Genomic DNA, 24489 nt, shown 5'->3' on the forward strand with positions numbered 1-24489 from the left:
AAGTTTAATTAAAAACGCTTATATCATGCCAGCATCAGAAAAACTAAAAAATTTTTTATCACAAAAAATAACATGGTCTAAAATGGATATATCTAACAAAGCACCTGCATCTACAATTTTTTTGGTAAGCCTGATATCTGCCGAACTAGGTTTTAAATTTCCGGAAGGATGATTATGAGCTAATATGATACTAGCAGCATGATGTTCTAATGCCGCTTTGAAGATGATTTTAGGGTCTGCCACAGTACCTGCCAAACCACCTTTAGATATTAAAATTTTATTTAAAATAGCATTCCTTTTATTGAGTAAAATAATCCAAAACTCTTCATGCATTAAATCTGCAAAATAAGATTCTAATACATTAAATATGTCTGATGGCGTATAAATACTGGTAAGTTCTGGTACATCTGCTTCTTTTCTTCTCCGGCCTAGTTCTAGGGCTGCTATGATAGAAATGGCTTTAGCTTCTCCAATTCCTTTAAATTTAGATAATTCTTGAACACTTAGCTTACCTAAAGCATCTAGATTATTTTGATAAGTATTTAGTATTCTTTTACTTAAATCTACGGCTGATTCTGACCTACTGCCTGAACCAATTAAGATGGCAATAAGCTCAGCATCTGATAAAACTCTTCTGCCTTGAGCTAATAATTTTTCGCGTGGACGGTCTTCTTCTGCCCAGGTTGTAATAGGCATTTTTTGTTCATAGGTTGATTTCATTAATTAAAAATACAAAAACCTATGTAAACACAAATAAAAAAAGCTGATTTTAATTAAAAAATCAGCTTTTTTAGATAAAAGGAATATCTATATCTTATAAGGAGTTAACAAATTTTGTCAATCTTGACTTATTGTTAGCTGCTTTATTTTTATGAATTACGTTCTTTTTAGCCAAACGATCTAACATTGAAGTTACTTTAGGTAATAATGCTAAAGCTTCGTCTTTAGAAACTGCACTACGTAATCTTTTGATAAAAGTTCTAGTAGTTTTAGCTTGGTATCTGTTACGTAAACGCTTCGCTGCGTTTGATCTGATTCTTTTTAATGCCGATTTATGATTTGCCATCTTAAGCTTTTTATTCCTTATTAATATCTTTCCCTATTGGGGATGCAAATATAGATTGAAAAAATTAAAATACAAAGTGTTATGCCATTTTTTTTACATGTATTTAAACCTTAAAAATTAAGTAGCATGAGCTTCCAATTCATGATATGCTTTATTAAGCAGCATTTAACACAAAATAGCCTAGCACCTGAATGTGTAAGCCATAAAAAAATAAGCTTTACAAAAATTTTAAACAATAACTTATTTAAATAAATATACAAGCCTTACATTTGATTATGAAGAATACTAAAAAACTACTCATCATTCTTTTACCACTGGTAATTTTACTTTGTTCTTGGGGATTTTTTGCGCATAAAAGGATAAACAGGCTTGCTGTTTTTACCTTACCAAAAGACCTCATTAGCTTTTATAAGAGCAACATCAACTATATAACAGACCATGCGGTAGACCCAGATAAACGCAGGTATGCAGATTCTTTAGAAGCACCAAGGCATTACCTAGATGCCGACCATTATGGAAAAGCTCCTTTTGATAGTATCCCTAAGAAATGGAATGATGCTGTTAAAAAGTATTCTGAAGATACTTTAAAAGCTTATGGTATTGTACCTTGGCATATAGAACGTGTGTACTACAGACTGGTAAAAGCATTTAAAGACCGAGACTCGGTTCAAATTCTACGTCACTCTGCCGATATTGGGCATTATATAGCAGATGCTCATGTGCCTTTGCATACTACCGAGAATTATAATGGGCAACTGACAGGCCAAATAGGCATACATGGTTTTTGGGAAAGTAGACTGCCCGAATTATTTGCAGACCGATATGATTACTTTGTTGGAAGAGCAAAATATATAGATAATCCTTTAAATGAAGCCTGGAAAATTGTAGAAAACACCTATACTATGCTAGATTCCACTCTTTTATTTGAGAAGCAATTAAGTAAAAGCTTTCCCTCTGACAGAAAGTATAGCTATAGCGAGCGAAACAATAAGGTAATTAGAGAATATTCTGCAGAATACTCAGAAGCTTACCATAAGGCTTTAGATGGGATGGTAGAAAGGCAAATGAGAAAATCTATTCTTTCGGTTGGTAGCTTTTGGTATTCGGCTTGGGTAGATGCAGGGCAACCCGATATGAAGAATTTAATTAGGAAAGACCAATCACTGGAAGAAAAACAATTGGTAGAAAAGGAAGAGCAGCTTTATCAAAAAGGGAAAGCCTTAGGAAGACCTGAAAATTAAGTTATTCCCAGAAATAACTTAATTTAAAATCTTTCCTGAACTTGATTCTTAATAAAACTGTGGTAATCCAATTGATGAGTATACACAAACCAAAAAAAACAAAAATGAGTACAAAATTGCCCCATTCTTTCAATACCAAAACCAAGTAAATAAAAAATAAATTGGTTAATACAATTACAAAAGTAGCTTGTAAATGGGTGAAGCCTAAAGCTAGTATACGGTGGTGGATATGATTTCTATCGGCTTTAAAAGGAGATTTCTTTTTTAGAACTCTTAGTGTAAACACTCTAAAAGTATCAAATAAAGGTATAATCAGTACGGCTACTACAGTAGCTGGTGCAGAGATAAAAACGGGTGTAACTTCTGTACTTCCAAATTTATTTAGCTCTATAAACTTAATCCCTAACACTACCGAAATTAAACCTATTAATAAACTTCCTGTATCACCCATAAATATCTTTGAAGGTGTATAATTATAATATAAGAAGCCTGCTAATGCACCAACCATACTAAAGGCCAACGTGGCTATTTCGCCCTGCCCCATGTGCAAAAACATGATTCCAAATGTTAAATTAACGATAAGACCTAAGGTGCCTGCTAAGCCATCTATCCCATCAATAAGATTAAAGGCGTTTATCATAAACATAATGGTGGTGATAGAAAGTACTATGCTAGACAGGAAACTTATCTCTGATATTCCAAAAACACCATACATGCTGGTTAAACGAACATCTCCTAAAAAAACGAGTATTGCTGATGCTAAAAACTGAATGAAAAATTTTGTGCCCGGCCCTGCCCCTGCCAAATCATCTTTTAAACCTACGGCAAATAGCATGATACAGGCTGTTAATAAAATATTAGTAGGCAAAACGCTATCGTACCTTGCAAAAAGTAGTGATATAATGGTGAAACTACAAAAAATACCAACTCCTCCTAATCTGGATATACCAGATTGATGTGTTTTACGCTCTTGATGAAAATCATCATATAATTTTCGCTCCCTTGCTATAAACATGATAGAAGGAAGTGCCGTAAGACTTACGAATCCCGACATCAAAATAATACCGAGATAGTAAAGGTTATAATTATCAAATATCAAAATGCGAATTTTGCTTAGCCTGTTTAAAGATAGCTAATATTATAATTTATTTCAATTTCCTTAAAGGTTTTACAGGGGAAAGCTCTCATCTAACTCATCCATAATTTAAGGCTGCCCTCTTGTTAAACAACAAAAGAATTTAGGCATAAAGCTTTTAAACGTAATAATCAATAACAAGGTGGCTGATACCTCCTATAATTTGTAGACATAATAAGATAGCAGCTAATCTTAGAAATTTATCAAATATAAAAAAGCCCTTAAGAAAATCTTAAAGGCTTTGTATTTTACGATTTATACTTATGCTTCTTTCTTTGTAGCTTTCTTGGCAGGTGCTTTGGTAGTTTTTTCTGCCTTAGGTTTAGCTTCTTTAACTTTTGCCGCTTTAGGTTTTTCTTCTGTTACGGCTTCTATTTCCTGTGTTTCTGTAGCTACTTGCTCTTCTTCAGAAAAAATTGGAAGATCTTTTAAAATATGATACCAGGATACAATTTTTTTGATATCAGAAGCGTAAACTCTGGTTTCATCATGGTTAGGCGCCACTTCAAAAAAGAATTTTCTAAGGTCTTTGCCATCAGCTTTAGCTTCTGGAACAACACCTTTAAAAGCTTTCATGGCCTCAAAAACATCTTTTAACCTTAAATCCTCGTCATCACCATAAATGGTAATATCCTCTAAAGATGCTAGTTTAGCTGTAGACATATTTACAACTAATTTAGATTTTTGAGCATCTAAGCTTTCTAAAATAAAACCCGATTTGTTTTGCCCTATTAATTTGTATAAGCCCGGTTTACCCGAAACAGCTACTAAGCCTGTTAAATTCATATCTTTTGTTGAAGCTCTAATTAATCTTCTACTATTTCTATACTTAAAATTTTATCTCCTTGTCTGATATCATCAACAACATCTACATTTTCTATAACTTTACCAAAACAAGTATGGTTACGGTCTAAATGAGCTGTGTTGTTACGACTGTGACAGATAAAAAACTGAGAACCACCTGTATTTCTTCCTGCATGCGCCATAGATAATACTCCACGCTCATGATATTGGTTACCGCCAGTTAACTCGCAGTCTATATGATAACCCGGACCACCGCTACCTGCTTTGTATGATGTTGCAGCGTCTTTAGAAAAAGGGCAGCCGCCTTGTACTACAAAATCAGGAATAACACGATGAAAAGTTACACCGTTATAAAATCCTTCTTTCGCTAATTTTTTAAAGTTGGCTACTGTATTTGGTGCGTCTTCATCATAGAAGGCTACAGTCATATCTCCTTTTTCGGTTTTAATGATTGCTTTACTCATATTCTTGGTTTTAAGAACGCAAAATTAATAAAATTTTTAGCCTCCACTAATCGTTTTCATTCTATATGCGTAATTTTAGAGAAATGAAAAAAAACTTTCTTCTTTTATTCTTATTAATTTTCACTTTTAAAGGCTTTGCAGCTTCTATCCTTATCCCTATGGATGAAGACCAAAAGAACCATTTAAAAGCCTACGGACTTACTTATTGGGTTTTAAAAAATCAGCAGGAAGTAAACTGGTTATTAAATTATAGAGGTGGGAGCTTTTTAACAAACTATAATACTACTATTGAAAAAGAGCTTAAAATAAGAGGCATCAGTTATGAGGTTATTGCCGATGCTAAAGTAACAGCCATTTTTACGGAGATTTCTAATCCGGAGGTTAATATGGATATTGTGAAACTTGAAAAAACGCCAAAAATAGCTGTTTATACTCCTAAAAGTAAGCTTCCTTGGGACGATGCCGTAACCATGGTTTTAACTTATGCGGAGATTCCCTACGATGTTATTTATGATGAAGAGGTTTTAAATGGCAAACTTCCAGAATATGATTGGCTTCACTTACACCACGAAGATTTTACGGGGCAATACGGAAGATTTTGGGCCAATTATCGAATGGCTTCTTGGTACAGGGATGATGTGCAACAGCAAGAAAGCACCGCTAAAAAGATGGGCTTTACAAAAGTATCTCAGATGAAACTGGCTGTAGCTTCAAAAATTAGAGACTTTTGTAGCGGAGGTGGTTTCTTATTTGCCATGTGTTCTGGTACAGATAGTTTTGATATCGCTTTGGCCGCTGCCGGAACAGACATCTGCGAAAGCATGTTTGATGGTGACCCAGCCGACCCACAGGCTCAGCAAAAGCTAAAATTCGACAATACTTTTGCTTTCCACAATTTCTTGTTGGATTTAAACCCATCTAATTATGAGTTTTCAAATATTGATGCTACCAGTTTTAGAAATATAGAAAGAACAAGAGATTTCTTTACGCTATTTGATTTTTCGGCAAAATGGGATGTTGTACCAGCCATGCTAACCCAGAACCATGAAAAAGTTATCAAAGGTTTTATGGGGCAAACTACTGCCTTTAACAATAAAACCATAAAACCTGATGTATTGGTGATGGGCGAATTAAAAGCTGCAAATGAAGCCAGATACATTCATGGGCAGTTTGGAAAAGGGCAATGGACTTTCTATGCTGGCCATGACCCAGAAGATTATCAGCATATTGTGGGCGATCCGCCAACTGATTTAAATCTTTATCCGAACTCGCCCGGTTACAGACTTATCCTTAACAACATCCTTTTCCCGGCAGCTAAAAAGAAAAAACAAAAAACCTAATCGTAGAAATTCCATTTTATGCCAAATTGAGCTGCAGAATAAGGCATAGGATACCTGTTTACCGTATAATATCCGTTAGAGAAAAGCCCTTTGTTTACATAATTATATCTTAAAAATAAGTTGGCTCTTTTCCAATTGGTTCTTATCCAAGCATCAGCAACAGGCCAGGTATTAAACCTTACTGCCTCGCCATTATAAAACTGCCCAATAGCTGGTGCATAAGAAGGTGCGGTATATTCGCTAAAGTAACGTACATCAAAACCAAACTCGGTTTTTAAAACCTTAAAAAAATCTTGATGCATATATATACTATGGAAGGTATATACTTCTGGTGTTCTTAAAATTTGCTCAAAATCTGTTTTCTGGTAAACCAGATAATTCTCAAAAGTAAATTTGCCAAACTTAAAATCCTTACCTACGCTAAGTTTCAATAAATTGATATTACTACCTAATTGTTTAGGCTCTATGATATTATTTTCTGATGAAAAGTAAAGATGATTAGACACTAAAAAATACTCGGCTTTAGCCTGAAAATGAAACTTTGGGTTTACATAAGCAAAAGATAAGTTTTGTGTTTTTTGATTATCAAAATTCAAATTCCAACGGTGGTGATTAGAAAACCAACGTTCGTAAATAATCGCCGGACTTTGGTTTTGAGAGTAAGCACCCAAGACCAATCTACCAGCAGAATTGCTCAGCTTTATTTCTGATTGCGCTTGATACAAGAAATCGCCAATATTTCTGCCTTGGAAAATCTGCTGTAAATCTACTTTTAAGCTAGCTTTATCGCTAAAGCTATAATTTAAAGTTCCTTTTAAGCTTAAGTTTTGGAATTGAGATTGATAATTAACCTGCTTATAGTCATAAAAATCTTGTACCAAGCCAACATCCAGCTTCAACTCATTCTTTAAAAAAGAAAGCTTTTTCCCTCTTAAATAAAAACTATAAGCAAATTCATTTTTTAAATGATTTACCAAGGTAGAGTCAGAAGTAGAGTCTCTAAAAATATAATAGTTATTTAGTACGCCAGTAGTATCAACTCCTGCATTTCTGAAAAAATATTTCTGCCTGTTATAAGTAAAATTATAGCTCACCCTTTGTGTTGGCAAAGCCGATGTACTATCTGCCGAAGCAAATCTTTGTTTACCGATATTATAAAACTGTTTGATGTTGATGGTATTGTATCGCCAATTGTGCAGCGCTCCATTTAAGCGGGTAGCTTCAAACTCGGGCTGCACAACTGTAGGTACTGTAAAAATAGAATCATTTCTGATAGATCCGTTCTCACCACTTTTAAGCGTATTAAAAATAGCGTTTGCTAAAAGCGTATATCGTTTATTTTTAGATTCGTACCATGTCCATAAAGAAGCGTTTAAATTATTTGCTGTTTGCCCAAAATAGTAACCTTCTGTACGGTTGGTAGCATATTTTGCTCCAACATTCCAGTTAGGTTTTATATTTTGGCTATGGATCACATGGAAAGCCTGTTCGGCATTTACCCCCAATGTGGTTGATACCATATACATTTCTGTGAACTGAGACCTTGCCTGATAATATATAATGTCCTCCGGCTTGGTTAAATACCTATCAAAAAAATGATAGCCTAAATCAAATCCTATATTTTTTAAGGGCTCAAACAACATGGGCCTGTAAGCCATACCCATAGCTCCGGTATTCATGGTTGGGCTTTTAGGGTCATACAAAGGGTTAAACCTATGAAAATTAGTGGTACTGGTGTCTAAAGGAAATAACCTGGCGCTATCTCTTAAAAACTCTTCTTTTGTAACTTTTATAAATTTTGCTGTGTAAATGATAGAGTCCTTCTTGGTTTCTAACTGCCTTCTTAAAGAATCAACACTTATTTCTTCTTTAGGTTGCACAGGCTGTTGTCCATTTGGCTGATTTTGGTTCGGATCATTAAACCTGGTATTACCCGTTCCAATGGTACGTGGCATTTGGCGTACCTGTGCTATTACAGAAACATATCCAATAGCCAGTAAGATGAAAAGGAACAGCTTTTTTAACATTACACCAATAAAATTAACTGTTTTAAGATATTGGTCATGTGTGGTTCTGCTTCTGTTGCTGTTTTGATAATTTCGGCTACAGATACAGGTTGTAACGTTTCGGGGAAACCTTCATCTGTTAAAACAGAAATGGCAAATACAGGTAAGCCCATGTGGTTGGCAACAATAACTTCAGGTACAGTGCTCATTCCAACAGCATCGGCGCCTATAATTCTTAAATATCGGTACTCTGCTCTGGTTTCTAAATTTGGCCCGGTAACAGAAGCATAAACGCCTTTATGACAAGTAATCTGCTCTTTTGCGGCAATAGCCAAAGCCTTTTCTATTAAGTGCTTTTTGTAGGGCTCGCTCATATCCGGAAACCTCGGACCCAACTCATCAAAATTAGTTCCTGTTAGTGGATTTTCTGGCTGTAAGTTAATATGGTCTTCAATAATCATTAAATCGCCTTTCTTAAAAGCCGGATTTAAAGCCCCACTTGCATTGGAAACAAACAAAGTTTTAATTCCTAATAGTTTTAAAACCCTCACCGGAAAAGTAATTTGTTTCATATTATAGCCTTCATAATAATGCAAGCGCCCTTGCATGGCTACTACTTTTTTGCCTGATAATGTTCCAAATATCAATTTGCCAGAGTGAAACTCTAAAGTAGAAATAGGAAAATGAGGGATATGCGCATAGGATAATTGATATTCTATTTCAATATCTTTCACCAAACCGCCTAAACCTGTGCCCAAAATAATACCTATTTCTGGCTCAAACTCGCCTATTCTTTTCTTAATAAATTCTACAGAATCATTTAACTGCTTTAACATACTTTAAAATTTCTTCTTTAAAAATCAATTCATCATGCTTAAAAATAACCTCAATAGGCCATTCATAAATAGGTAGCCCAGCTAACAGTTCTTTATTAGCCTGAGATTTTAAACGTACGGCATCCTTTTCTGTTGTAATCATTAATGCTCCTGTACCACATTTCTTAAAATCTGCTACAAGTTTAAGCATATTTTTTCGGCTGAAATGATGATGATCTGGATAATTATGATGAATAATATGCGAACTATATTTTTCTACTTCTTTTCGCAATAATGCTGGCCTAGCTATACCTGTGAGCAATAAAATGGGTGTATCAGCTGCTATTTCTTCTAAAGCCAAACTTTCTCCAGTATCAATTTTTTTTAATTGCTTGCTGTAAGCTAAGGAAGAAAAAAAGATTTTTTGATGATGAGCTAAGGAAAAAGATTCCTTGATTTTATTTTTCTCAGTCTCGGATAAATCTAAGGGGCATTTGGTAATCACGATCATTTGAGCCCTACTTTTACCTGCAAAAGATTCTCTATAATTTCCGGCAGGCAACAATAATTTAAAATGCTTTAAGCGATGATAATCAAACAATAAAATGTTCATCCCGGCTTTTAAAGCCCTATGCTGATAGGCATCATCTAAAACAATAAGCTCATGTGCATCTTCAAGTTTTTCCACACCAAAAACCCTGTCTTCACAAACTGCAACTGTAATATCAGGAAATTTATTTTTTAATTGTTGAGGTTCATCACCATTTAAGGATGCGTTTTCATTTTCTTCTACCAGCCTAAAGCCTTTAGTTTTGCGTCCGTAACCTCTACTTAAAGTTGCCATTTTAAAATCAGACTTTAACAGTCTGATGATATATTCTGTTAAAGGTGTTTTGCCAACCCCACCAACTTCTAAATTGCCAATAACAATAAGCGGTAATTTAAAAGAAGTGCTGCTCAACCAATTCCAATCGTAAAATTTGTTACGCAGCCAAACAATGATTCCGTAAATCAGCGAGAATGGAAAAAGTAATAAACGGAATGTGGCCATGCTATTTCTTAAGGAACAAAATTAGAAAACCTAAGCGTTATATCTTTTAAAGATGAAAATAAAAATCCAAATGCTTACAAAGATAGCTATTAAAGCAAAAAACCCTTTCAAGATAAACTTGAAAGGGTTTCTGGTGGTATGGGCCGGGATCGAACCGGCGACACATGGATTTTCAGTCCATTGCTCTACCGACTGAGCTACCGTACCATCTTTGGTGGAAACGTTGCTTCGTTTCGGGATTGCAAATGTAGCCTCTTTTTGATAAAATACAAATAATATTTTCAAATAATTACTAAACTTCTTTAAGTCACCGTATTAAAGCTCGATAAAAGAAAATCAATATTCTTTCGTACTTAAAAATCATAACCCTATTATGCTAAAAGTTGTTGTACTATGGCTAATACTTCGCTCAATACAGAATCATCTTCCTGCTCTCCGGCAAGCATCAGTTGTAAAGCTTCTTCTAATAGTTGTTCTTCCATAAATTTAATATTTGTATACTAAGACGAGGCTGATGAAAGCTTTGTTACAAAAGCCCTGTAAAATAATTCTACAGGTATTATTATTGATAATAAAAACATTTCATACCTTAATGAGTAGGATTAAGAAGAAAATTACTATGCTTGCATAGTTTTTTAAATTTAATCTTTATATTAGCTCTATCATCAATTTAAACACTATGCTGGCACAAATTATTTTCATTTTAGCACTTATGGTAGCCATTGCAGCTTTTACCATTAGCATTAAGAAAATTATCAGGAATATTAATTTGGGTAAACCTATAGACCGTACAGACCATCAACCAGAGCGCTGGAAAAACATGCTTAAGGTAGCACTTGGGCAAAGTAAAATGACTGCGAGGCCTGTGGCGGGCATCATGCACATTTTGGTTTATGTGGGTTTCATCATCATCAATATAGAAGTTTTAGAAATTGTAATTGATGGTATTTTTGGTACACACCGCGTGTTTTCTTTTTTAGGGAGTTTCTATAACTTCTTGATAGCTTCCTTTGAAATCTTAGCCTTATTAGTTCTTTTGGGCGTATTTGTTTTCTTGGCGAGAAGGCTGGTATTACAGCTTAAACGTTTCAGTGGTGTGGAAATGACTGCCTGGCCAAAATCAGATGCTATTTATATTTTAGTGATTGAGGTTTTATTGATGTCTGCCTTTTTAACCATGAATGCAGCAGATTATAAATTACAACAAGCAGGTGCTAGTCATTACGCCCTTGCAGGCAGCTTCCCTGTATCGCAGTTTATTTTACCTTTATTGCCTACAGATATGGATACTTTAATTTTAATCGAACGCTTTTGCTGGTGGTTCCATATCTTAGGTATATTGGCTTTCTTAAACTATTTGCCATTTTCTAAACATTTTCATATCATTTTAGCATTTCCAAACACGTGGTATGCTAAACTTACTCCAAAAGGTGAATTTAACAATATGGAAACTGTGTCTCACGAAGTAAAAGCTATGTTAAATCCATCTTATACACCTCCTGCTCTTGATGCCAACAATAAATTTGGGGCTAAAGATGTACAAGACTTAAACTGGGTGCAATTGATGAATGCTTATACCTGTACAGAGTGCGGTAGATGTACCTCTTCTTGTCCGGCTAATATAACAGGTAAACTATTATCTCCCAGAAAAATCATGATGGATACCCGAGACAGAATGGAAGAGATTGGCAGAAATATAGATAAGCATGGTAAAGATTATCATGATGGTAAAAGCTTATTGGATGACTATATCAGCAGGGAAGAAATTTGGGCTTGTACCACTTGTAACGCTTGTGTAGAAGCTTGTCCGGTAAATATAGATCCGCTTTCTATCATTTTAGATTTAAGACGCTATGCAGTAATGGAAGAATCTAATGTAACGGGAAGCTTAAACGCGATGTTCTCTAATATCGAGAATAATGGTGCTCCTTGGAAATATTCGCCTGCAGATAGATTTAATTGGGCAAATAAAGAGGATTAAATTTTAAGACAAAAAGATAAAGAGAAGATAGATAAAAGAGTAAAGACACTTAACGATGTTAAAGATTTCACCACAGAAACCGATAACTGGCAACTAACAAAGATAACCAATGATACAAGTACCAACCATAGCAGAGATGATGGCTGCGGGCGAAGAACCAGAAATTTTATTTTGGGTAGGCTGCGCCGGTAGTTATGATGAAAGAGCACAAAGAGTTACACAGGCTTTCGCTAAGATATTAACGCATTGTCATATTAAATTTGCCGTATTAGGCACAGAAGAAAACTGTACCGGAGACCCTGCAAAAAGAGCAGGTAACGAATTTCTTTTTCAAATGCAGGCCATGATGAATATCGAAGTTTTGAATGGTTATCATATCAAAAAAATTGTGACGGCTTGCCCACATTGCTTTAACACCATTAAAAATGAGTATCCAAATTTAGGAGGTCATTATGAAGTGATTCACCACACGCAATTGATACAAGAACTTATTGATGCTGGTAAATTAAAAGCAGAAAACGGAGAGCCTTTTAAAGGTAAAAAAATAACCTATCATGACCCTTGTTACTTGGGCAGAGCAAATGGTGTATATGAAGCGCCTAGAAAAGTATTGGAAGTTTTAGATGCCGATTTGGTAGAAATGAAACGTTGCAAGCAAAACGGACTTTGCTGTGGCGCAGGTGGTGCCCAAATGTTTAAAGAACCAGAAAAAGGCAAAAAAGATGTAAATATTGAAAGGATGAATGATGTGTTAGAAAGCAAAGCATCGGTTGTGGCGGTGGGTTGTCCTTTTTGTATGACTATGATGAAAGATGGCGTTAAACATTTTGAAAAAGAACAGGAAATTGAAGTATTAGATATTGCCGAAATTACCGCCAGAAATAATAATCTAATTTAAAAACCCTCATCATCCAGCATCTTGTAAAAGGTGCTGGGTTATTTTTACCTACTTACAGAAATAGATTCTATTTTCGGAGCTGAAGAGTTTTTGTAATTTATTAATCTGCCATCTTCTTGCATCAAACTGTCTTTGGCATTCTTATACTTTTTATAACTTACTTGATTTTGCTGAGCAACATCTTCACTTAACCAAATGTTTAAAACCAAGGTATGCGTAATCAGTAGTGCACAAATCAGAATAATAAAACTTATTTTACCGAACTTCATTTAAATCGTTATAAATAATAACACTAAAATAAGAAAAAATATCAATTAAAAGCATGATTAAAGAGTATTTTAATAATTTTCTCTTAAAAAATCAAAGCTTTTATTTAATGAATTAAGCTCTTCTTCTGAAATCCCTCTTAAAGGAAGATGAATTTCATGAGCCATGGAATCAACGTCACCAGATGGATCTCTATAGCTTTGAAATATCACAGAAGATGGTTCGCAAACTACGCTTAACCAACCCGATTTTTCATTTCCAAAATAATTTAACTTTTGAACTTTTTCTATTCTTACGGAATAGTACTCTGTTTTGTTACTTGCTAAAATTCTTTTGTAACGTAAAAAACCATTATTGTTAACTTCCAGCGTAAATGATTTACTCCCAATGAATCGGTCTGCATCGTATTTTCTAAGAAGCTCTTCTATTTGCTTTCTATAAAAACTTTTAAGCTCATCGGTATCATTCAGAACACCAAGGAAACTCCAGAAAACAAAACTTAAGACATAAAGTAAATTCACGCATTAAATTTAATGCAACTATTAAAAAAACAAGAAATATATTTTTCCACTTATTAACTCCATCTTAATGTAAACTCTTACAATCATCATCCAGATCATGTTTAGAATTACTAATTTTACGGTATGAAATTTCACCCACTTTCTAGAGTTTGGATTTATCAATCAGACAGAGTTTTTACTGATGCTGAAGTAAAAGAACTAGAGCAATTATTAGCAGATTTTACCGCTGGTTGGCAAGCGCATCAACAACAATTAAAAGCTGGCTTTGAAATTAAATATAATCGTTTTATTGTTTTAATTGTGGATGAGCGTGAGGCTGGAGCTAGTGGCTGTTCTATTGATAAATCTGTTCATTTAATGAAAGAAATTCAGGAAAAATATCAAGTTAATCTTTTCGACAGGTTTAATATAGCTTATAAAGAACAAGAGGAAGTAAAAACTGTAAATCGTGATGCTTTTGAGGCTCTTATAGCGGTAGGAAAAATTAATCAAAACACGATTGTTTTCAACAATCTAGTTCAAAATTATCAAGAATATCAGGATAAGTGGGAAGGTAAGTTTATAAATAGCTGGCATCAAAGGGTATTTTCGTTACCTCAAAGCATTTAAAACTTAAGTTTTCCTAGATTTCTCATATTTCTTAAAATAAGACCTTGTTTGTAATAAATATAAGTGGTTGGTTTTAGGGGTGTCCATCTTCTTGGGTTAGGCAAAACTGCAGCTAATAAAGCAGCTTCTCCTTTTAATAGACTTGTGCAAGATTTACCGTAATAAGTTTGGGTAGCGGCTTCCATTCCGTAAATACCATCTCCGGTTTCAATAACATTAAGATAAACTTCTAAAATTCTTTCTTTAGACCAGAAAATCTCTATCAGCAAGGTAAAGTAAGCTTCAAAACCTTTTCTGATATATGACCTACCCGGCCATAGAAATACATTTTTTGCTGTTTGCTGGGATATGGTACTACCTCCGCGTATTTTTTTACCTTTCTTATTTTTCTGATAAGCTTTTTCTATAGCTTCAAAATCAAAACCATGGTGAATCAAAAATCTGGCGTCTTCTGCTGCTAAAACTGCTTTTTTAAGATTCATGGAAATGTCTTCAAAATCTTTCCAGTCTTTCTTAAGTTTCCATGTTTTACCTTCTGCTTTTCTCTCAAAACCCCTCTGAATCATCAAATAGGTAACAGGAGGATTTACAAATATTAACAGGATAACCCAAAATATGCTGATACCGAAAAACCATAACATCAACCTCAGGATGATTTTGGATAGCCTTTGGAGCAAAGAAGATGATTTTGCCATATATGATTTCAAAAAAAATGCTTCCTGAAAATTATCAGGAAGCATTTAAATTATTCATGTACCGATAAATTACTCAGCAACTACGTCAAAAGGAACTTGTACTTTAACTTCTTTGTGTAAGTTTAAGTTAGCAATGTACTCACCAACAAACTTCACATCAGAATCAAAAGTAATTCTTCTTCTGTCTACATCAAAGCCTAATTTCTTTAATGCATCTGCAACTTGTATCGTATTAACAGCACCAAAGATTTTACCGCTTTCGCCAGCTTTAGCACCAATAGTTAACCTTACATCAGTTAATCTAGCTGCAACAGCATCTGCGTCTTTCTTAATTTTTTCTTGTTTGAACTGAGCTTGTTTGATGTTCTCAGCTAAAACTTTCTTTGCCGACTCAGTAGCTAAAATAGCTTGACCTTGAGGAATTAAATAATTACGGCCGTAACCTGGCTTTACTGTAACGATATCGTCTTTCTCGCCTAGGTTTTTTACATCTTGTGTTAATATAACTTCCATCTGCTTAGCCTCCTTATTTTAAACCGTCTGTAACGAAAGGTAATATACCAATTAAACGAGCTCTTTTAACTGCTTGAGCTACTTTACGCTGATATTTTAAAGAAGTACCAGTTAAACGACGAGGTAAAATTTTACCTTGATCATTGATAAACTTCAATAAAAAGTTGGCGTCTTTGTAATCGATATACTTGATACCATTTTTCTTAAAACGGCAGTATTTCTTTCTGTTATCCTCCACCTTGGGAGCAGTAACATATTGGATTTGATCTTGTGCCATTAGTTTGCTGCCTCCGCTTTTTTCTTGTTAAATGCGCCGTTACGTTTTTTCTCGTTATAAGCTACAGCATGTTTATCTAAACGTACTGTCAAAAATCTCATAACACGCTCATCACGTTTTAACTCTAATTCAAATTTGCCGATAACCTCTCCTGATACCTTGTATTCAGTTAGATGATAATATCCAGTTGATTTTTTCTCAATTGGATACGCTAGTTTTTTCAAACCCCAATTATCCTCTTGGACAATTTCGGCTCCGTTATCAGTTAACACTTTCGTGAATTTTGCAATCACTTCTTTTGCTACTTCTTCTGATAACAATGGGGTAAGAATGATAGTGGTTTCGTATTGATTCATTTCTTACTATTGTTTTACCCGCTTTTACGGGATTGCAAAGGTAGAAAACATTTAATTGATAAACAAGAGATTAAAAGGATTTTATCTCAAAGAACTCGATGTGGAAGATTTATAATGCCTTCATTTTATTACTTTTCTAAATAAAAAAGTTATAAAGCCGGGTAATAGTTTTACAAAAAATAAAAGCCTATTCATTCTTAAATAATTGGTATATTAAAAATGAAAAAATTAATTTAACAAACCAAAATATAATTCAAACAAAGCATCCAGGATTAATCATTTTTAAATTGCACAATCAAATACATCTTTCTATTTTAGCAACCTGATGGAGAACTTTATAGTATCGGCAAGAAAATACAGACCTGTAACATTTGAAAGTGTTGTGGGGCAGCTGCATATTACCAATACTTTAAAAAATGCTATTAAAAACAATCAGCTTGCACAAGCATTTTTATTTTGCGGGCCAAGAGGGGTAGGTAAAACTACTTGCGCCAGAATTTTAGCTAAAACCATCAACTGCTTGGATTTAACCCCTACAGCAGAAGCTTGCGGTACTTGTGCATCTTGTATCTCTTTCCAAAATGGTAATTCTTTTAATTTTCATGAATTAGATGCTGCCTCAAACAACTCTGTTGATGATATTAGAAATTTAATAGACCAGGTAAGGATACCTCCACAAGCCGGAAAATATAAAGTTTATATCATAGATGAGGTTCACATGCTTTCTCAAAGTGCTTTTAATGCCTTTTTGAAAACTTTAGAGGAACCACCTTCTTATGCTATTTTTATTTTAGCAACTACAGAAAAGCATAAAATATTACCAACTATATTATCGCGTTGCCAAATCTTCGATTTTAACAGGATAAAGGTTGAGGATATGGCCAATCATTTGGCTAAAATTGCCACTAGAGAAGAAATAGCTTATGATCAGGACGGTTTACACCTGATAGCCCAAAAAGCAGATGGAGGTTTAAGAGATGCCTTATCTATGTTTGACCAAATTGTTAGTTTTTCTAACAGACAGGTTAATTATCAAGCTGTTATTGATAACCTTAATATTCTTGATTACGATTATTATTTTAAGGTTACCGAGTTTTTAATGGCGCAAAATACGCCAGCCGCTTTACTTTTGTTTGATGAGATTTTAAACAATGGTTTTGATGGGAACAACTTCATTACTGGATTAGCATCGCACTTTAGAAATATATTGGTTTGTAAAGATGCCGCAACGGTTCAATTATTAGAAGTTAGCGAGAATATCAAACAAAAATATTTGGAGCAGGCTAAATTAGCTTCAGCATCTTTCTTAATAAGTGCATTAAATATTGCCAATCAATGCGATTTAAATTATAAAATCAGTAAAAACCAACGTTTACAGGTTGAGCTTACGCTGATTAAGATAAGCCACATCAGTCAAGCGGTAAGCTTAAGCCAAAACCCTCATGTTCAGCAAATAGCTGAGCAACTAAAAAAAAAACCTGAAAATTTAGCCAGTCCTCAAGCAAACATACCTCTTACTGCTCCTAAACAGGATGTACTAGAAAAGGTCGCTCCTACTGTACAAACATCAGAAAAAGCGATAAATCAGGTGGTATCTCAGACAGAAACACCAGCGGCAGAAATAAATATCAATCCTAAAACGCTTATTCCAAAATTAGGTGCTACTTTAATACCTAATTTAAAAAATCCTACGGCTATAAAAACCAAAGAACAGCTGGAAGACACTATAGACTATCTAACTGGTGATGCTAAGGATGATTTTACAGCAGCGCAGTTTATTGAAGCTTGGGGAAATTTCTCTTTTAAAGCTAAAGCTGATGGTAAAATGAGCTTGGCCGCTTTAATGATGAACTATACACCCAAATTAAAGGCAGGCTATCAAATAGAGCTAGAGGTAGAGAATAAGTTGCAAGCTAACGAGTTGATTAATGAGCGAATAGACGTTCTAAACTATCTGCGCAAGCAATTAAATAATTTCTCCATTACTTTAGAACCTATTATTAACGAGAAGCAGGAAGAAAGAAAATTATATACCAGCAGAGATAAATACCAACATCTGGTTGAAAAAAACCCTAAACTAGAAGACTTTAGAAGAATTTTCAACCTAGATATTGATTTCTAAATTACTTTAAGAATTTAGGATAACCTTCTTCATCTAAATCATCACGACTATCTTCTGGAGTACGAGCAATCTCTTCATCTTTTTTACTGATTTTAAGATTTTCCTCCCCTGTAATGTGCATCCCTAATTTATCGGCATCGTGTTCTAAAGAAGCATTTTTATCATATTCATCGCCAACATAAGGATTAGATTCATCATAATCAGAACTATAATCATTGGCAGCAGTATCATAAGGGTCTGGATGCTCATATCCTACTTCCTGAGCTTCTTCTGGATCTACATCCAACTCAAAACTACCTTCCTTAGGGTTATATTTTAGATTTTGAGCCTCGTTATCAACTAGATTAGACTCTTGGTTACGGTTAAACCGCTCGTTATCGTGGTTTATTTGCTTTTTATTTTCCATGGTTTATCATTTTAAGTAATTGTAAATCATGTTGTACTATAAATATGCCAAAACACAAAAATTAAGACCTTAACATTACAAAAAACAGCTAGGCCAAAAGCTCGCATTAAAAATCAATTCTTATATTTACGCCTCATTTTAGTGGGATAAAACAAAAACAAATAAATAATGAGCAAAATCAAAGTTGCAAACCCTGTAGTAGAACTAGACGGCGATGAGATGACCAGAATTATCTGGAAATTCATTAAAGACAAATTGATTATTCCTTACCTAGATTTAGATATTAAATACTATGATTTAGGAATGGAATATCGTGACCAAACAAATGACCAAATCACTATCGATGCAGCTAATGCAATCAAACAATATGGTGTTGGTATTAAATGCGCTACCATTACTCCGGATGAAGCCAGAGTAGAAGAGTTTGGTTTAAAGCAAATGTGGAAATCTCCAAACGGAACCATCAGAAATATTTTAGATGGTACAGTATTTAGAGAGCCTATTGTTTGTAAAAATGTTCCTCGTTTAGTTCCAAACTGGACTGCACCTATCTGCATTGGTCGTCATGCTTTTGGAGACCAATACAGAGCAACTGATTTTGTTACCAAAGGAAAAGGTAAATTAACCATCAAATTTGAAGGTGAAGATGGCACTGTTCAAGAATTTGAAGTATTTAACTTTAAAGGAGATGGTGTTGCTTTAGCTATGTACAATACAGATGAGAGTATTAAAGGATTTGCAAGATCATGCTTTAACCAAGCTTTAAGCAAAAAATGGCCTTTATATTTATCAACTAAAAACACCATTTTGAAAAAATACGATGGTCGTTTTAAAGATATCTTTGAAGAAATTTATCAACAAGAATTTAAAGCTCAATTTGAAGCTGCTGGTATTACTTACGAGCACCGTTTAATTGATGACATGGTTGCTTCTGCCTTAAAATGGAATGGCAACTTTGTTTGGGCTTGTAAAAACTACGATGGTGACGTACAGTCTGACACCGTAGCACAAGGTTTTGGTTCTTTAGGTTTGATGACTTCTACTTTGGTTACCCCTGATGGTAAAGTGATGGAGGCAGAAGCTGCACATGGTACGGTTACCCGTCACTTCCGTGATCATCAAAAAGGTAAACCTACTTCTACTAATCCAATTGCATCTATTTTTGCTTGGACCAGAGGTTTAGAGTTCCGTGGTAAGTTAGACAACAACCAAGAGCTTATTAATTTCTGCCAAACTTTAGAGCAAGTTTGTGTTGAAACTGTAGAAAGTGGTAAAATGACTAAAGATTTAGCGGTTTGTATCCATGGAAATAAAGTAGAACATGGTACACATTACCTATATACTGAAGAATTCTTAGCTGCTATTGATGAGAATTTAAAAGCTAAATTAGGCTAATCAGCTAAATTATATACGCATAAGTTTAACCTTTAACTTATGTCTAAAAATTTATAAATCCTCAATGTAAAAGTTTTTTAAGCTTTATATTGAGGATTTTTTAATGTATTCTATTTTTTTTATGATGGATGGAACAATAAGAAATAACATCAAAATTGGAGCTTTGGTAAATATCGTTTTAAAGAAAGACCAGAGAACAGGTATACTTACAGAAGGTATTGTAAAGAGGATCTTAACGAGTGCTCCAAAACATCATCGTGGTATTAAAGTGATGTTGGATGATGGACAAGTTGGTCGTGTACAAGAGATACTGGAAGAAGATTAAAATATAAAATGCTCTAAAAAAAAGCTGCCAATGATATACATCATCAGCAGCTTTGCATTTTATTAGTTAGTGTGTTATTTATGTTTTATTTAATATCAACCAAAATTCCGGCAAAAATCATTCTTCCCAATTGCGGACCGCCCCAAATTTGCGTGTTATAAGCATTGGTTAAATTAGATCCACCAATCTGAATGGTTGATTTAGCTTTAGGGATTTTGTAAGAAACAGAAGCATCTAAAGTACCAATATCTTCTATTGGACCAACATCAAAAGGGAACTCATATACAAAACCTTGTTGCCATCTGTAATTAACATTATAGCCTAATCTCTTCTTAAACTCGCCATCAATACCTACATTAAACTTGTTTTCTGGTGTGTTAAAGAAGGCCAAGAAACCAGTTGGTAAATCACCAATTTTGTTGTAGCTGTAATTAGCATTAAAATTTAACTCTTTTTTATAAGCATATCCTAAACCAACACTTACCCCTTGTGTTGTTACCTCTTGTTGGTTATTAAACCAAACTTGGATGATACGGGTAGGGCTTGTTGGATCATTTAAACGGTTACGTGTTTGATTATCTGAACCAGGTGCTGCCCCCACAGCAACTGCCAATTGTCCTGCTGTTGGTCTTGAGCCATCTGTATTACCTACAAAGGGTTGGGCCCCGATAAAGTTATCGTAATTACTTCTGAAATAGGTAATATCAAAAGTTAATTTATCTTTAATGATGGTTTTATAACCCACTTCAAAAGTGGCAACCTGTTCTAAATCTAAGCGTGGTGCTGTGTAATTAAATGCGGTAGAACCACCTGCAACTGTTGCAATGTTAGCCCCTACTACCGCTGGACTTCCAGCTAATAAACTAGCGGTATAGCCATTAAACCCATTTCTAACGTTACCTAATAATAATGCACTACCAATATCTAAACGGATATATTGGTCTATTTGGGTAGGGCTTCTAAAGGCTACGCCATAGCTAGAACGGAAGTTGTGTTGTCTTTTTTCTCCAAAAGTATAAACTGCTGATGCTCTTGGTGAGAATTTAGAGTCGAAATTTTGGAAATCGTCTAAACGACCAGCAACTTGTAGCTTTAATGCATCATTAAAGAAAGTTTTAGCCACCTGGCTATAAACACCATATTCATAATTTTTAATTCTATCGCCACCCGGAGTATCCTCAAAAACAGCACCTTGCGAAGCTAGACCAAATGCTCTGTAAGCACCACCAACAATAACATCGGCAAATTTGAAACCAAATTGGTATTGTCCGCTCACATCTGTCATAACAGAGTTAACTGGTAATCTAGAACCTGCTGGCTGGTTAAGCTCTGCATTGTATTTACGTAAAGCGTTAAAAGATGCAGAACCTTCTTTTGGCCATGTTGCACTAGCAGCAGCATAAGCTTGTACTGGCGTTGCGCCTTGTTGTAAAGCCCCACCATAAGTAGTGAAAAACATTTCAGTATGATTTGAATATGGTCTTCCTTGTGGATTTGTAGGTGTAATAGTGGTTGGATTTATAGGCAACGCTGGTAATCCTGCTGCCGTTGGGTTTAAAGTAGCCATTCTAGCTCCTAAAAAGCTTAAATCATAAGTATCGCCACCATTATCTTCTGTTCTAAAGGCTCTTAAAAACCATCTATCAGATTTTAACTCGGCTCTGAACTGATCTACACTTAGATTTTTGAAACGATATCTACTGGTTGATTGGTAAGTAGTTGTACCGCCCGCTCTCTTATAATCTAAAGTTGCTTTTATCTTATCGGTAATTAAATAAGAGATGCTAGGGTTAATTCTGTAACTTAAAGTTCTGTTATCATTAGCAATTAAAGCGGTTTCTGTCCATCCTGGTGTGTAAAGGACTTCTCCAGGAACAATAGGAGTTGTTACACCAGCTTGTACTGTACTAATTTCTCCGTAGGTATTTAAAGCATCATAACCAAAACCAGAACCTGGTCCGTAATTTTTTGCCGAAGTTATTCTTTTAGATGATTGATCATTAGCCAACCAATCATCAGCAGAAAAATAAGAAGCATTAATTTTAAAAGCCAATTTATCAGTCAATTTTTTAGCGTATCTGATTTGACCATCAAATAAAGCTCTATTGCCTCCTCTTAATTTTAATGATAAACCTTCTGTATAAAACGGATCTTTAGAATTGGTTAATAAGACACCATTAAAAGCATTGGCACCATACAAAGCAGAAGCAGGACCATGTATAATTTCTACAGAGCTTACATCCAGCTCGGCAACACCCAACATATTACCTGCATTAAGATTTAAACTTGGTACTTGGGTATCTACATAATCTGCAAGTTGTATCATACGCTCTGATTTGGGGCTATTAAAGCCTCTGGTAGAAATAGTGGTTAAAAGCATAGAAGAACTGTTAACATCAATACCCTGATATTTAGCCAGGTTACTAAACATCTCTGGACCACCACCAGCTAATATTTGGTTAGAACTAATCTTCGTAACGGTTACAGGGGCTTCCAAAATACGTTCCTCTACCCTAGAAGCAGAAACAACAAGTTCATCAAAGTTTATGCTGGCTTCTTGCAAGGTAATTTTCAAATCTGAGCTTGGTTTATTTAAAGAAACCTTTTGAGTTTGAAAACCCAGCATAGAAACTTCTAATACAACAGGTACTTTATCAAAATTTACATTCAAAGCAAAAGCACCGTCTCCATTTGTAGAAGTACCAACAAAAGAACCCTGTACAATAATACTTACCCCAGGTAAACTACTATTGTCTGACGCTACAACTTTCCCCTTAACATTTTGTGCCCATGCAGGCAACGCAAAAAATGAAAAGCTAAGCACCATGATGCCTAAAAGTATCTGTTTCTTCATCTTAATTATTTTTTATAGTTTATATTGGTTGATATTATGCAAGCATAATAAAATAAATTTATAACAAATATTTGGATTATCAAATAAATATGTCTTACATCACAAAAAAGTGATGAATATCTATTTATTAAACATTTACTAACTGATGCTGCAAAAAAGAATTTTATAAATAGCAGCCCTAGTACATTCAAAATTGTATTTTTACATTTCACTTATAGCATAACCTGTTAACTGAATTAAAAAAATGAATCATTTATATCCATTAAAATTTAAAACCATTTTTAAGGACAAAATCTGGGGCGGACAAAAAATCAAAACAGTTTTGGGGAAAGATTTTGGAAACTTGCCTAATTGCGGCGAAACTTGGGAAATATCTGGTGTAAAAAGTGATGTTTCTGTTATCGCAAATGGACCTTTAGCAGGCACATCATTAGCCGCTTTATTGGCTTCAGAAAAAGAAAACCTGGTAGGTAAAAGTGTTTATGACAGGTTTGGAGATGAGTTTCCTTTATTGGTAAAATTTATAGATGCTAATGAAGATTTATCTATACAGGTTCATCCTGATGATGAATTAGCAAAAAAACGCCATAACTCTTTTGGTAAAACAGAAATGTGGTATGTGATACAAGCTGATGAAGGTGCTTCTTTGATTGCCGGTTTCAACCAAAAAGTTGATAGAGCACTTTATTTAGAAAAATTTAATGAAGGTAAACTTACAGATATTTTAAACAAGGAAGATATAAAAGCTGATGATGTGTTTTTTTTACCAGCCGGAAGAGTGCACACGATAGGAAAAGGACTTTTAATTGCTGAGATACAACAAACATCAGACATCACTTACCGCATTTATGATTTTGACCGTGTGGATGATAAAGGCAATAAAAGAGAATTACATGTAGAAGAGGCTTTAGATGCAATTGATTACAACTTCTACGATTCTTATAAAACAGCCTACAAAAAAGAAAAAAATACGCCAACACCACTTGTTTCTTGCCCATATTTTACCACGCATGTATTAGACTTTGAAACTTCTGTGATGAGAGATTATAGTGCTCTGGATAGCTTTGTGATTCATGTTTGTGTTTCAGGTTCTTATATTTTAAAATATGGTATGGAAGAGTTACCGGTTAGCATGGGAGATTGTATTTTAATTCCTGCTGGCACACAAAAAATAGAGCTTAGCACTAACGAGGGATTTAAGATTCTGGAGAGTTTTGTTGGGTGATGGGGAATGGGTGATGGGTAGTTGGGGAATAGGGAATGGGTAGTTGGGGAATAGGGTGATAGGGAATGGGTGATGGGGAATAGTTATTAGGGAATGGGAGAATAGGGAATAGTTATTGGTCAA

At 34.6% G+C, this 24489-nt stretch carries 25 protein-coding genes and 1 tRNA gene; 9 read left to right on the forward strand and 17 right to left on the reverse strand.

The window, feature by feature from the left end; all coding sequences use genetic code 11:
* Positions 1–18: 18 nt before the first annotated feature.
* Together radC and rpsT are read right to left on the reverse strand one after the other, a co-directional pair.
* Positions 19–720 (reverse strand): RadC family protein, encoded by a 702-nt coding sequence (gene radC / locus B2745_RS11725; protein ID WP_026902906.1) that lies wholly within the window; start codon positions 718–720, stop codon positions 19–21.
* 94 nt (positions 721–814) lie between these two features.
* Positions 815–1066 (reverse strand): 30S ribosomal protein S20, encoded by a 252-nt coding sequence (gene rpsT / locus B2745_RS11730; RefSeq protein ID WP_026902905.1) that lies wholly within the window; start codon positions 1064–1066, stop codon positions 815–817.
* A 275-nt stretch (positions 1067–1341) separates the two neighbouring features.
* On the opposite strand from rpsT, the gene B2745_RS11735 reads away from it, so the two are divergent.
* Complete coding sequence (locus B2745_RS11735; protein WP_026902904.1) at positions 1342–2307, forward strand: zinc dependent phospholipase C family protein; 966 nt, start codon at positions 1342–1344, stop codon at positions 2305–2307.
* A gap of 1 nt (position 2308) precedes the next feature.
* On the opposite strand, the gene B2745_RS11740 is transcribed toward B2745_RS11735, so the two are convergent.
* From B2745_RS11740 to B2745_RS11750, 3 genes are all read right to left on the reverse strand, one after another.
* Positions 2309–3361 (reverse strand): MraY family glycosyltransferase, encoded by a 1053-nt coding sequence (locus tag B2745_RS11740; RefSeq protein WP_304066784.1) that lies wholly within the window; start codon positions 3359–3361, stop codon positions 2309–2311.
* Positions 3362–3703: 342 nt separating this feature from the next.
* On the reverse strand, positions 3704–4228 hold the full coding sequence (locus B2745_RS11745; protein ID WP_026902902.1) for a DUF5606 domain-containing protein: 525 nt from the start codon (positions 4226–4228) through the stop codon (positions 3704–3706).
* Positions 4229–4248: 20 nt separating this feature from the next.
* Entirely contained in the window at positions 4249–4710 is a 462-nt protein-coding gene (locus B2745_RS11750) for a peptidylprolyl isomerase (protein ID WP_026902901.1), read from the reverse strand.
* A gap of 83 nt (positions 4711–4793) precedes the next feature.
* Here B2745_RS11750 and B2745_RS11755 point away from each other — a divergent pair, with 83 nt between their 5' ends.
* Entirely contained in the window at positions 4794–6050 is a 1257-nt protein-coding gene (locus B2745_RS11755; RefSeq protein ID WP_304066787.1) for an asparagine synthetase B, read from the forward strand.
* On the opposite strand, the gene B2745_RS11760 is transcribed toward B2745_RS11755, so the two are convergent.
* The 4 genes from B2745_RS11760 to B2745_RS11775 all read right to left on the reverse strand — a co-directional run bounded on the left by B2745_RS11760 (position 6047) and on the right by B2745_RS11775 (position 10129).
* Entirely contained in the window at positions 6047–8077 is a 2031-nt protein-coding gene (locus tag B2745_RS11760) for a putative porin (RefSeq protein WP_304066790.1), read from the reverse strand. The genes B2745_RS11755 and B2745_RS11760 overlap by 4 nt on opposite strands.
* Positions 8077–8892: a purine-nucleoside phosphorylase gene (locus B2745_RS11765; protein ID WP_304066792.1), complete on the reverse strand. Its 816-nt coding sequence runs from the start codon at positions 8890–8892 to the stop codon at positions 8077–8079. Before B2745_RS11765 ends, B2745_RS11760 begins: the two co-directional genes overlap by 1 nt.
* On the reverse strand, positions 8873–9922 hold the full coding sequence (lpxK, locus tag B2745_RS11770; RefSeq protein WP_304066794.1) for a tetraacyldisaccharide 4'-kinase: 1050 nt from the start codon (positions 9920–9922) through the stop codon (positions 8873–8875). The genes B2745_RS11765 and lpxK overlap by 20 nt, the downstream gene beginning before the upstream one ends.
* A 131-nt stretch (positions 9923–10053) precedes the next feature.
* Positions 10054–10129: transfer RNA gene (locus B2745_RS11775), tRNA-Phe, on the reverse strand.
* 472 nt (positions 10130–10601) lie between these two features.
* Here B2745_RS11775 and B2745_RS11780 point away from each other — a divergent pair.
* Both B2745_RS11780 and B2745_RS11785 read left to right on the forward strand, forming a co-directional pair.
* Positions 10602–11903 carry a (Fe-S)-binding protein gene (locus tag B2745_RS11780; RefSeq protein WP_304066797.1) on the forward strand — a complete coding sequence of 434 codons (1302 nt, stop codon included), beginning with the start codon at positions 10602–10604 and terminating at the stop codon, positions 11901–11903.
* 109 nt (positions 11904–12012) lie between these two features.
* Positions 12013–12801 carry a (Fe-S)-binding protein gene (locus B2745_RS11785; RefSeq protein WP_304066800.1) on the forward strand — a complete coding sequence of 263 codons (789 nt, stop codon included), beginning with the start codon at positions 12013–12015 and terminating at the stop codon, positions 12799–12801.
* Positions 12802–12845: 44 nt separating this feature from the next.
* On the opposite strand, the gene B2745_RS11790 is transcribed toward B2745_RS11785, so the two are convergent.
* Together B2745_RS11790 and B2745_RS11795 are read right to left on the reverse strand one after the other, a co-directional pair.
* Positions 12846–13070 carry a hypothetical protein gene (locus B2745_RS11790; RefSeq protein WP_304066803.1) on the reverse strand — a complete coding sequence of 75 codons (225 nt, stop codon included), beginning with the start codon at positions 13068–13070 and terminating at the stop codon, positions 12846–12848.
* Positions 13071–13139: 69 nt separating this feature from the next.
* Complete coding sequence (locus tag B2745_RS11795) at positions 13140–13589, reverse strand: hypothetical protein (protein WP_304066806.1); 450 nt, start codon at positions 13587–13589, stop codon at positions 13140–13142.
* A 123-nt stretch (positions 13590–13712) separates the two neighbouring features.
* Here B2745_RS11795 and B2745_RS11800 point away from each other — a divergent pair, with 123 nt between their 5' ends.
* Positions 13713–14198, forward strand: coding sequence for an ABC transporter ATPase (locus B2745_RS11800; protein WP_304066808.1), 486 nt, complete (start codon positions 13713–13715; stop codon positions 14196–14198).
* Here B2745_RS11800 and mtgA read toward each other — a convergent pair.
* From mtgA to rpsF, 4 genes are all read right to left on the reverse strand, one after another.
* The gene (gene mtgA, locus B2745_RS11805; protein WP_304066810.1) at positions 14195–14893 is read right to left on the reverse strand and encodes a monofunctional biosynthetic peptidoglycan transglycosylase; all 699 of its coding nucleotides are present in this window, start codon (positions 14891–14893) and stop codon (positions 14195–14197) included. The two genes, B2745_RS11800 and mtgA, sit on opposite strands and share 4 nt — an antisense overlap.
* Before the next feature lie 69 nt (positions 14894–14962).
* Complete coding sequence (rplI, locus tag B2745_RS11810; protein ID WP_026902890.1) at positions 14963–15406, reverse strand: 50S ribosomal protein L9; 444 nt, start codon at positions 15404–15406, stop codon at positions 14963–14965.
* 13 nt (positions 15407–15419) lie between these two features.
* The gene (gene rpsR / locus B2745_RS11815) at positions 15420–15683 is read right to left on the reverse strand and encodes a 30S ribosomal protein S18 (RefSeq protein WP_026902889.1); all 264 of its coding nucleotides are present in this window, start codon (positions 15681–15683) and stop codon (positions 15420–15422) included.
* On the reverse strand, positions 15683–16039 hold the full coding sequence (gene rpsF, locus B2745_RS11820) for a 30S ribosomal protein S6 (protein WP_026902888.1): 357 nt from the start codon (positions 16037–16039) through the stop codon (positions 15683–15685). Before rpsF ends, rpsR begins: the two co-directional genes overlap by 1 nt.
* Before the next feature lie 325 nt (positions 16040–16364).
* Here rpsF and B2745_RS11825 point away from each other — a divergent pair, with 325 nt between their 5' ends.
* Positions 16365–18161: a DNA polymerase III subunit gamma/tau gene (locus B2745_RS11825; protein WP_304066812.1), complete on the forward strand. Its 1797-nt coding sequence runs from the start codon at positions 16365–16367 to the stop codon at positions 18159–18161.
* A 1-nt stretch (position 18162) separates the two neighbouring features.
* On the opposite strand, the gene B2745_RS11830 is transcribed toward B2745_RS11825, so the two are convergent.
* Positions 18163–18567 (reverse strand): hypothetical protein, encoded by a 405-nt coding sequence (locus B2745_RS11830; protein ID WP_026902886.1) that lies wholly within the window; start codon positions 18565–18567, stop codon positions 18163–18165.
* Positions 18568–18735: 168 nt separating this feature from the next.
* Here B2745_RS11830 and B2745_RS11835 point away from each other — a divergent pair, with 168 nt between their 5' ends.
* On the forward strand, positions 18736–19962 hold the full coding sequence (locus B2745_RS11835; protein ID WP_304066815.1) for an NADP-dependent isocitrate dehydrogenase: 1227 nt from the start codon (positions 18736–18738) through the stop codon (positions 19960–19962).
* A gap of 124 nt (positions 19963–20086) precedes the next feature.
* Positions 20087–20287 carry a YwbE family protein gene (locus tag B2745_RS11840; RefSeq protein ID WP_304067080.1) on the forward strand — a complete coding sequence of 67 codons (201 nt, stop codon included), beginning with the start codon at positions 20087–20089 and terminating at the stop codon, positions 20285–20287.
* Between the two features lie 85 nt (positions 20288–20372).
* On the opposite strand, the gene B2745_RS11845 is transcribed toward B2745_RS11840, so the two are convergent.
* Positions 20373–23141, reverse strand: a complete 2769-nt coding sequence (locus tag B2745_RS11845; protein ID WP_304066818.1) for a TonB-dependent receptor — start codon at positions 23139–23141, stop codon at positions 20373–20375.
* 244 nt (positions 23142–23385) lie between these two features.
* Here B2745_RS11845 and B2745_RS11850 point away from each other — a divergent pair, with 244 nt between their 5' ends.
* Entirely contained in the window at positions 23386–24366 is a 981-nt protein-coding gene (locus B2745_RS11850) for a type I phosphomannose isomerase catalytic subunit (protein WP_304066820.1), read from the forward strand.
* Positions 24367–24489: the final 123 nt, after the last annotated feature.

Source organism: Pedobacter glucosidilyticus, assembly GCF_002483235.1.
GTDB lineage: Bacteria > Bacteroidota > Bacteroidia > Sphingobacteriales > Sphingobacteriaceae > Pseudopedobacter > Pseudopedobacter glucosidilyticum_B.

Excerpts from the sequence above, each read along its gene's own strand:
- B2745_RS11845 (WP_304066818.1), bottom strand. The coding sequence starts at position 23,141 with ATGAAGAAACAGATACTTTTAGGCATCATGGTGCTTAGCTTTTCATTT.
- rpsT (WP_026902905.1), bottom strand. The coding sequence starts at position 1,066 with ATGGCAAATCATAAATCGGCATTAAAAAGAATCAGATCAAACGCAGCG.
- B2745_RS11800 (WP_304066808.1), top strand. The coding sequence starts at position 13,713 with ATGAAATTTCACCCACTTTCTAGAGTTTGGATTTATCAATCAGACAGA.
- B2745_RS11830 (WP_026902886.1), bottom strand. The coding sequence starts at position 18,567 with ATGGAAAATAAAAAGCAAATAAACCACGATAACGAGCGGTTTAACCGT.
- mtgA (WP_304066810.1), bottom strand. The coding sequence starts at position 14,893 with ATGGCAAAATCATCTTCTTTGCTCCAAAGGCTATCCAAAATCATCCTG.
- rplI (WP_026902890.1), bottom strand. The coding sequence starts at position 15,406 with ATGGAAGTTATATTAACACAAGATGTAAAAAACCTAGGCGAGAAAGAC.
- B2745_RS11790 (WP_304066803.1), bottom strand. The coding sequence starts at position 13,070 with ATGAAGTTCGGTAAAATAAGTTTTATTATTCTGATTTGTGCACTACTG.
- B2745_RS11825 (WP_304066812.1), top strand. The coding sequence starts at position 16,365 with ATGGAGAACTTTATAGTATCGGCAAGAAAATACAGACCTGTAACATTT.
- B2745_RS11850 (WP_304066820.1), top strand. The coding sequence starts at position 23,386 with ATGAATCATTTATATCCATTAAAATTTAAAACCATTTTTAAGGACAAA.
- B2745_RS11750 (WP_026902901.1), bottom strand. The coding sequence starts at position 4,710 with ATGAGTAAAGCAATCATTAAAACCGAAAAAGGAGATATGACTGTAGCC.
- B2745_RS11740 (WP_304066784.1), bottom strand. The coding sequence starts at position 3,361 with ATGTCGGGATTCGTAAGTCTTACGGCACTTCCTTCTATCATGTTTATA.
- B2745_RS11840 (WP_304067080.1), top strand. The coding sequence starts at position 20,087 with ATGGATGGAACAATAAGAAATAACATCAAAATTGGAGCTTTGGTAAAT.
- B2745_RS11755 (WP_304066787.1), top strand. The coding sequence starts at position 4,794 with ATGAAAAAAAACTTTCTTCTTTTATTCTTATTAATTTTCACTTTTAAA.
- radC (WP_026902906.1), bottom strand. The coding sequence starts at position 720 with ATGAAATCAACCTATGAACAAAAAATGCCTATTACAACCTGGGCAGAA.
- rpsR (WP_026902889.1), bottom strand. The coding sequence starts at position 15,683 with ATGGCACAAGATCAAATCCAATATGTTACTGCTCCCAAGGTGGAGGAT.
- B2745_RS11765 (WP_304066792.1), bottom strand. The coding sequence starts at position 8,892 with ATGTTAAAGCAGTTAAATGATTCTGTAGAATTTATTAAGAAAAGAATA.
- B2745_RS11735 (WP_026902904.1), top strand. The coding sequence starts at position 1,342 with ATGAAGAATACTAAAAAACTACTCATCATTCTTTTACCACTGGTAATT.
- rpsF (WP_026902888.1), bottom strand. The coding sequence starts at position 16,039 with ATGAATCAATACGAAACCACTATCATTCTTACCCCATTGTTATCAGAA.
- B2745_RS11745 (WP_026902902.1), bottom strand. The coding sequence starts at position 4,228 with ATGAATTTAACAGGCTTAGTAGCTGTTTCGGGTAAACCGGGCTTATAC.
- B2745_RS11780 (WP_304066797.1), top strand. The coding sequence starts at position 10,602 with ATGCTGGCACAAATTATTTTCATTTTAGCACTTATGGTAGCCATTGCA.
- B2745_RS11760 (WP_304066790.1), bottom strand. The coding sequence starts at position 8,077 with ATGTTAAAAAAGCTGTTCCTTTTCATCTTACTGGCTATTGGATATGTT.
- B2745_RS11835 (WP_304066815.1), top strand. The coding sequence starts at position 18,736 with ATGAGCAAAATCAAAGTTGCAAACCCTGTAGTAGAACTAGACGGCGAT.
- lpxK (WP_304066794.1), bottom strand. The coding sequence starts at position 9,922 with ATGGCCACATTCCGTTTATTACTTTTTCCATTCTCGCTGATTTACGGA.
- B2745_RS11785 (WP_304066800.1), top strand. The coding sequence starts at position 12,013 with ATGATACAAGTACCAACCATAGCAGAGATGATGGCTGCGGGCGAAGAA.